Origin of the sequence: Kingella sp. (in: b-proteobacteria), from assembly GCF_030527935.1 — a bacterium.
GTDB lineage: Bacteria > Pseudomonadota > Gammaproteobacteria > Burkholderiales > Neisseriaceae > Kingella_B.
The window spans coordinates 1-7,036 of sequence record NZ_JAUMZV010000064.1 but is presented as its reverse complement, the minus strand read 5'-3'; the positions used below and the strand labels follow the sequence as shown (position 1 = coordinate 7,036).

Here is a 7,036-nt window from a genome sequence, read left to right as displayed (position 1 = left end):
GGGAAATTCTAACTTAATGTGAATTTCCTGAGTTATCTAGGACAGCCCCAAATTTAAAACTGAAATTTTCCCGTCGCTTTATACCAGCTGGCGTTGCTGCCATCTTGCAGCGGCGTAATCAGCGTATCAAACAAAACCTTTTCGCCAAATGCATCGCCATTGCGGGTGATTTGCACGCAGCGTTGCACAGGCTCGCCGCCCACGACCACCACCATGCGCCCGCCATCGTTTAGGTGGGCGAAAAGCTGTTGCGGGATGGTTTTCAGGCTGCCGCCAATGTAAATCGCGTCAAAATGGGCATCGGCGGGCAGGGCATTTAAGCCGTCTATGGCTTTGTATTGGATGTTGTCCAGTTGCAAGCCTTTTAGGATGGCTTGGGCGGCGGCAAGTTGCTGCGCGTCAATGTCGCAAGTGGTTACATCGTAAGCCAGTTTGGCTAACACGGCGGTGGCGTAGCCCGAGCCTGTGCCGACTTCCAGCACGCGCTCGTGTTTTTTCAACGCCAAGCCTTGCACCATGCGCCCAACGATTTTGGGTTCTAGCATTTGGCTGCCGTTGGGCAGGGGCAGGGCAAGGTCGGCATAGGCGTAGCCTTGCTGCTCGGGCTGGACAAACATTTCGCGCGGGATGTCTTGCAGCGCGTCTAGCACGTCAAAATCCAGCACATCCCACGGGCGGATTTGTTGTTCTACCATGTTGAAGCGGGCTTGTTCAAAGTTCATATTGGGCTTTCTGGTGGGGTGAAAAATGGGGCGATTATAGCATTTTGGCGGGGTGGGGTTGGGGGGATAAGGCAGCCTGAAAATGGGTTGGTGCTTTGTGGCTGGCTTTTTGTTTAGCTTTAACCATGCGCTTCATGCCAGCGTGGCACTTACTTTTCTTTGCTTCGCCAAAGTGTGAACCTGCATTCATCATCCACACGATAGCTTTCACGCCCTAAAAACATGGCTACGGCGTTGCAAATGCTCGCAAGGTGCCCACCTTGCTGCGCTTTGCGCCTTGTATCCATGCTTTTATGACGCAAAATCTATTCGTGCGGACAATGAATACAGGTTCAAAGCAAAAGAAAGGCGACCCCGACGTGCAGGTTCGCTGCGCGAACTTCCCTCACTGCGCATCCTTTTTTCGGCGCGTGCGAACTAGCCGCACTTCGTGCGTCGTCGGACAAGCGCACGCTTTTTCCCGAAAAAAGGATGCTCCGTTCGGCTGGACGTAGGGGAATGGGCAGTAGTATTAAATATTAAACATTCGTGAAGCGTTAGGCAGCCTGAAAGCCAATCTATCCCGTAAAAAATTGCTTGGTAGAACGTCATGTGGTTTTGTTTTTCAGGCTGCCTTTGCGGTTGTGCGCAAACAAAAAAACCTTGCTGTGTGTCGGCAAGGTTTTGTGTGGTGTGGTAGCACGCCCAAGGGGATTCGAACCCCTGTTGCCGCCGTGAAAGGGCAGTGTCCTAGGCCTCTAGACGATGGGCGCGGGAAGGCGCGGATTATACGGCGATGGTGGTGGCTGTCAAGCGGATGCTTGGGCTGCCGTGGGTTGGGCTGTGTGGTTTTCAGGCTGCTTTGTGGTCAATCACAACCATAACGGCATAAGTGGCTTTGCTATGTGCCATTAGGCTTGGCTAAACGGTGCGTGGCAAAGCCACACGCACTACGCGTATTATTTTGCGATAGTCAAAACAGCGTTTAAAGGCAGCCTGAAAACGGATGGGGTTTCAGGCTGCCTTGGGGTTGTTTACAACGTAATCGCGGCTTCTAGCGCGATGGTAATCATGTCGTTGAACGTGAGTTGGCGTTCTTCGGCGGTGGTGTATTCTTCGCGCACGATGTGGTCGGACACGGTGCAGATGGTGGCGGCTTTTGCGCCAAATTCTGCTGCCACGCCGTAGATGCCTGCGGCTTCCATTTCTACGCCCACAATGCCGTATTGGCGCAGGGTTTCGGTCATACGGGTATCGGGGTGGTAGAACAAATCGGACGAGAATAGGTTGCCCACTTTGGCGTTCACGCCACGCGCTTGGGCGGCGGCAACAAGGGCTTGCACGATGCCAAAATCGGCAAGGGCGGCGAAGTCGTAGCCGTGGAAGCGGATGCGGTTGACATTGCTGTCGGTGGATGCGCCGATGCCGATGACCACGTCGCGCACATGGATGTCGTCCAATACTGCGCCGCACGAGCCGATGCGAATTAGGTTTTTTACGCCGTATTCGGTGATGAGTTCTTTGGTGTAGATGGAGCAGGATGGGATGCCCATGCCGTGTGCCATGATGGAAAGGCGTTTGCCTTTGTATATGCCTGTGTAGCCATACATATTGCGCACGGCGGTTACTTGCTCGGCGTTTTCTAAAAAGGTTTCGGCGATGTATTTGGCGCGTAATGGGTCGCCCGGCATAAGGACGGTTTCGGCGAATGCGCCTGCGGGGGCGGAGATGTGGGGAGTTGCCATGATGGTTTCCTTTGTGGTTGGGTTGAGAAAGGGGGGTGTTTCGGGCTGACTTGGGCGCGATGTAGCGATGCTGGTAAACAAGATTAGGCAGCCTGAAAATGATGTTGACGGTTTACGTTTTGCTGTTGAACGGGTTTTCAGTCTGCCTTTGTTTACTCATCAAGCCATCAAGGCAGCCTGAAAACGATTTATGCGCGTGGCGAGCCGTCAGCAATTCTGTCTGCCGTAAACATCTTGGCGCAGCATTTCGCGCACGGCGGCATCAAACGCTTGCAGCACGTTTTGCGAGTCGGCTTCGCTGCTGCCTTTTGCATCCAAATAGAATTTGACTTTGGGCTCGGTGCCCGATGGGCGCACAATCAGGCGGCTGCCGTTGGCAAGGTGGTACACCAAAATATCGTTTTGGCGTTCGGTTTGCAGGTGGTCAATGCTTTGCGCTACGGCGTGCCCGCCGATTTGGCTGGGGGGATTTTGCCGCAGGGCAGTCATCAGTTTGCCGATGTCGGCAAGGTCGCTGACGCGGATGGAGATTTGTCCGCTGGTGTATGCGCCAAAGGTTTGGGCGAAATCGCGGGCGTGGTCAAGCAGGGTTTTGCCTTGCGCTTTCAGGCTGCGTACTAGGTCTAGGAACACGATGGCGGCGGAGATGCCGTCTTTGTCGCGCACTTTGTTGGGGTCAACCAGATAGCCGAGTGCTTCTTCAAAGCCGTAGAGCAGATGGGGGGCTTTGGCGATGTATTTGAAGCCTGTGAGCGTTTCTTCGTTGGCAAAGCCGTATTTTTGCGCGATGTGCGCCAGCGCGGGCGATGAGACGAGCGAGCAAGCGAGCGTGCCTGTTTTGCCTTGGTTTTTTTGCGCCAGATACCAGCCCAAATAGCAGCCGACTACGTTGCCGTGCAGGGGTTTCCAGTTGCCGTGTTCATCGGGGATGGCAACGGCAAGGCGGTCGGCATCGGGGTCGTTGGCGATAATCAATTCGGCGTTTTGTTGTTTGGCTAACGCGATGGCAAGGTCTAACGCGCCTTTTTCTTCGGGGTTGGGGAAGGCGACGGTGTGGAAGGTGGGGTCGGGGTCGGCTTGCTCGGCAACGATGTGCGGCAGTGGCAGCTTGGCGGCGGCTAGGGTTTTGAGCAGCACTTCTTTGCCTACGCCGTGCATGGCGGTGTAAACGTAATTCAGGCTGCATTCTGGCTCTTGCGCTAGGGCGGCGGTTTTGGCGATGTAGGCTTCGATGACTTCTTCGCCTAGGGTTTCGTAGTCGCTGCTGCGGGGGTATTGGGTGATGGGGGTTTGCGTGGCCTTATCTATCAGCGCGGCGATTTGTTCATCGGCGGGGGAGACGATTTGCCCGCCGCCGTTGCTTTTGCCCAGATAGACTTTGTAGCCGTTGTCGGCGGGGGGGTTGTGGCTGGCGGTTACCATTACGCCTGCGCTGGTGTTGAAATGTTGGATGGCGTAGGCGAGCACGGGGGTGGGCAGGTTGCGCGGAAACAGGCGGGTTTGGATGCCTGCGGCTGCCATGATTTCGGCGGTGTCGCGGGCGTAGATGGCGGAGTTTTTGCGCCCGTCGTAGCCGATAACGATGCTGGGGGCAGCGGGGTCAAACTGCAAGATGTAGTCGGCAAGCCCTTTGGCGGCTTGGGCAACCAGCACGCGGTTCATGCCCATGCTGCCTGCTTGTTGTTTGCCGCGCAGTCCTGCGGTGCCAAATTGCAAGCGTCCGTTGAAGCGGGCTTCTAGCTCGGCGAGCGCGGCGGCATCGCCTGCTTGGGCGGCGGGGATTAGGGCTTCTAGCTCGGCGCGGGTTTCGGGGTCGGGGTCTTGGGCGAGCCAGTTTTGCGCTTGGGCGATGTAGTTCATGATGGTTTCCTTTGTAGTCGTTGGGAAAGGGGGGATTTTAGCTTAATTTTGGGGATGGCAGCCTGAAAAATGGGCGGGAGGTTGAGATGGGTTAAGTTGGGTTTCAGGCTGCCTTGTAAACCGCGTGCGCAGCAAGCTGCACCCTACGGCTGGATGGTTTTCAGGCTGCCTAAGTGATAAAAATTAGACCGTTCGGCGTTGTGATGATGCTTAACCGATTTTCAGGCTGCCTTGGGAGATGGCTTGGTTGGCTGTTGATGTTTCCTGTTTTCAAGCTGCCTTTGCGAGCGGCGTGGGCAACGAGTTGCCCTCCCTACGTTTCATTTCAGAACCTGTATTCACTATTTCCATAGGCAGATTTTATGAAATAAAAGCGCGGATACAAGGCAAAAAGCGCAGTAAGGTTGGACACCTTGCGAGCATTTTTAACGCAGTAGCCACGTTTTTAGGGCATAAAATCTGCCTATGGAAATGGTAAATACAGGTTCTCAGGCTGCCTTAATCGTTTTCAGGCTGCCCATTCGCTTTTCGCGCGATATTTGTTGGACAGCCTGCGGGCACGGCGATACCACGCTTGGGCGGCGGTTGCGCTGGGGGCTTGGCTGCTGGCGTAGTTGAGCGCGATAAAGTCTTGCAGCAGTTGGTCTAAATCGGGGGTTAGGCGGTTGTCTTGTTCTAGCTCGGCTTTGAGTTCGGTTGCGCCCAGCGCGGCAAGGTTGGGGTAGGCGTTGCCCAGCAGGCGGCGTTTGAGCAGCATAAAGCCGTCTGCCAGCGGGGCGATGTCTTGCTGGCGCGAGCGTCGCCACCACCAGATGATGGGAATCAACACGGGCACGCTGCCGATGATGAGCAGCAGCAGGGAGCTGAATTTGCTTGCGCCGCCCAGCATTAATAATGAAAACAGGCTGTTTTGCTGGGCGTTGTCAAAGTTCACCACCCAGCGTTGCCAGTAGATTTGGCTTTGGCTGGTGAAGCGGTTCCACGCGCTTAGGTTGCTCACCAGTTCGTTGATTTCTTCGGCGGGCAATGCGCTGTCCACGCCGCTGTCCACGCGGCTGATGGAGACGGCGGCGGTGGGGTCTACGCGCTTCCAGACGTTGCGCTCGGGCAGCCATACTTCTGCCCATGCGTGGGCATCTTTGCTGCGTATTTGCCAAAAGCCGCCTTGTTCGTTCCATTCGCCGCCTTGGTAGCCTGTTACCACGCGGGCGGGCACGCCCACGGAGCGCATTAGGGTTACAAAGGCATCGGCGTAGTGTTCGCAAAAGCCTTGCTTGGTTTTGAACAGAAATTCATCGGTGGGGCTGCCTGTTTGCAACACGGGCGGTTTTAGGGTGTAGGCGAATTTTTGTTGATTGAAATATTGGTAGGCAGCCTGAACAAAGCGGCTGGTGTCGCCGCCTGCTTGCTGGTAGAGCGATTGGGCAAGGGCTTTGGTTTGCGGGTTGTTGTTGGAGATGGCGGTGTACAGCTGCATTTCGTTGGCATCTAGCTTTTGCGTGAGCTCATCGGTGGCGTTGGCGTATAGCGTGATGCCGCGCACGCCTTGGCGGCTGTACACGCGCAGCACGTTGCCCAGCTCTTGCAGGATGCCTGTGTCTTGGCGGCGCGATGGGTAGTCCAGCGCGGGGATGCGCCCTTTGGTGTCTTCCAGCACGATTTGGTAGCTGACGTTTGCCGTGGGGCGGTTGCCACGCGCGGGGTATGCGCCGTCCATCATGCCGTGCGCGGCGTGCCATTCGCCCATTTCGTCGCGGTCTATCATCACCATCACGCGCCAATATAAATCTTGCGGACGGGGGCGGTAGTTATCTTTGAACGTGGCGGTGAAGGCGGGTTCGTTGCTTTGCACCAAGTTGCCGATGCTGCCCGGTTTCATGCTTTCGGAAATGCCTGTGGTGGATTGGTTGCTGGGGTTTTGCGGAATGCCCCACAGCGGCGATTCTTTGCGCGGCATGGTGATGAACAGCAAAATCATCGGCAACAGGGTGAGCGCGAAGCCGATAAGGCTTTGTTTCAGCGCGGTTTTGGGGTCTAGCTCGTTTAAAATGGCGAGCGCGACGGCGATGAGCGTTAGGCAAACGAGTACCCACGCGCCCACCAGCATGCTTTGGTTAAACAACACCGCGCCTGTGAGCAGGAAAATTTGCACCAGCGCGGCAACTTGCCAATCGCGGCGGGTGTGCCCTTCGTAGGATTTGAGCGCGCCCAGCAGCAGTAGCAACGCCATGCCGCCTTGCAGCCCCACAAACGAGCCCACTTGCAGCATTACCAGCGCCACCACCAGCGCGAGCATCAACACGAGCTGCCACATTGCCATTTTGCGCACGCCAAAAAACAGCAGCAGGATGCGCACCGCCATCATTAGGATAAAGATAACGGACACCACAAAGGGCAGCTCGTTGAGTATGGGCAGCGACACGCAAAACAGCGCGAGTTGGTTGGCGAGAATGGCTTTAAGGTCGGGGTCGGCGTGGAGATAGGTGGGGTTGGCGATAAGCATGGTTGGGGGTGGATGTTGGAATGTTGATGCAGCCTGAAAAGGGGTTGAGCTGGGCTGGGATGGGTTGAAAGGGAATGGGCGGTATTTTAATGGTTTTGGTGGGGTTCAGGCTGCTTTTGTGCATGGCAAGGGCAGCCTGAAAACGGTGGGGCGTTGTTTAATGGGGAGAACCGACACGGCAGCCTGAAAACGGGTTTTTGTTTTCAGGCTGCCTAATTGTTTTCAGG

At 55.8% G+C, this 7,036-nt stretch carries 6 protein-coding genes and 1 tRNA gene; 1 reads left to right on the top strand and 6 read right to left on the bottom strand.

From position 1 onward, the window contains the following. Nucleotides 1–53: 53 nt before the first annotated feature. The 4 genes from Q4A85_RS13010 to Q4A85_RS12995 form a co-directional block, all read right to left on the bottom strand. The gene (locus Q4A85_RS13010) at nt 54–722 is read right to left on the bottom strand and encodes a protein-L-isoaspartate O-methyltransferase (RefSeq protein ID WP_303111025.1); all 669 of its coding nucleotides are present in this window, start codon (nt 720–722) and stop codon (nt 54–56) included. A gap of 679 nt (nt 723–1,401) precedes the next feature. After that, nucleotides 1,402–1,474, bottom strand: a tRNA-Glu gene (locus Q4A85_RS13005). A 261-nt stretch (nt 1,475–1,735) separates the two neighbouring features. Beyond that, nucleotides 1,736–2,446 (bottom strand): purine-nucleoside phosphorylase, encoded by a 711-nt coding sequence (deoD, locus tag Q4A85_RS13000; protein WP_303111023.1) that lies wholly within the window; start codon nt 2,444–2,446, stop codon nt 1,736–1,738. A gap of 207 nt (nt 2,447–2,653) precedes the next feature. Then, nucleotides 2,654–4,306 (bottom strand): phospho-sugar mutase, encoded by a 1,653-nt coding sequence (locus tag Q4A85_RS12995; protein WP_303111021.1) that lies wholly within the window; start codon nt 4,304–4,306, stop codon nt 2,654–2,656. A 238-nt stretch (nt 4,307–4,544) separates the two neighbouring features. Here Q4A85_RS12995 and Q4A85_RS12990 point away from each other — a divergent pair, with 238 nt between their 5' ends. Further along, nucleotides 4,545–4,784 (top strand): hypothetical protein, encoded by a 240-nt coding sequence (locus tag Q4A85_RS12990; RefSeq protein WP_303111019.1) that lies wholly within the window; start codon nt 4,545–4,547, stop codon nt 4,782–4,784. A 30-nt stretch (nt 4,785–4,814) separates the two neighbouring features. Here Q4A85_RS12990 and Q4A85_RS12985 read toward each other — a convergent pair whose 3' ends face one another. Both Q4A85_RS12985 and Q4A85_RS12980 read right to left on the bottom strand, forming a co-directional pair. Further along, the gene (locus Q4A85_RS12985; protein ID WP_303111017.1) at nt 4,815–6,809 is read right to left on the bottom strand and encodes a DUF3488 and transglutaminase-like domain-containing protein; all 1,995 of its coding nucleotides are present in this window, start codon (nt 6,807–6,809) and stop codon (nt 4,815–4,817) included. Beyond that, nucleotides 6,763–6,933, bottom strand: coding sequence for a hypothetical protein (locus tag Q4A85_RS12980; RefSeq protein WP_303111015.1), 171 nt, complete (start codon nt 6,931–6,933; stop codon nt 6,763–6,765). Before Q4A85_RS12980 ends, Q4A85_RS12985 begins: the two co-directional genes overlap by 47 nt. Nucleotides 6,934–7,036 lie beyond the last annotated feature (103 nt).